Here is a 242-nt window from a genome sequence, read left to right as displayed (position 1 = left end):
TTCAACCAGCACCGGGCAGATCCCATGCCGCAGCGACGGCGCCATGTCCAACTCGTCGTAGAGCGTCTTGATGAAGATGGGGAGCTCGTCCACCGTTCCGATCTCTTCCGCCGGCGCAGCGATTGCGGTGGCGCCAGTATTCGGCAGCCTCGAGGGCGCAAGCGCGGCAAAGGCCGGCGCCGCGCCGGTGAGAACCGTCACGCCCCCTACTCCGGCAACATTGGCGTCCGCGCGGTCGCGCC

General features: G+C 68.2%; 1 pseudogene. It reads right to left on the bottom strand.

Features of this window, described 5'->3' with window-relative positions:
* Positions 1-201 (bottom strand): annotated as a pseudogene (locus ACYP5B_RS51475) (ATPase, T2SS/T4P/T4SS family); the annotation flags it as partial.
* Positions 202-242 lie beyond the last annotated feature (41 nt).

This window comes from Cupriavidus sp. 8B, from assembly GCF_054589115.1.
Note: the sequence above shows the minus strand (reverse complement) of the source record. Positions and strands in the feature narration are given on the sequence as shown.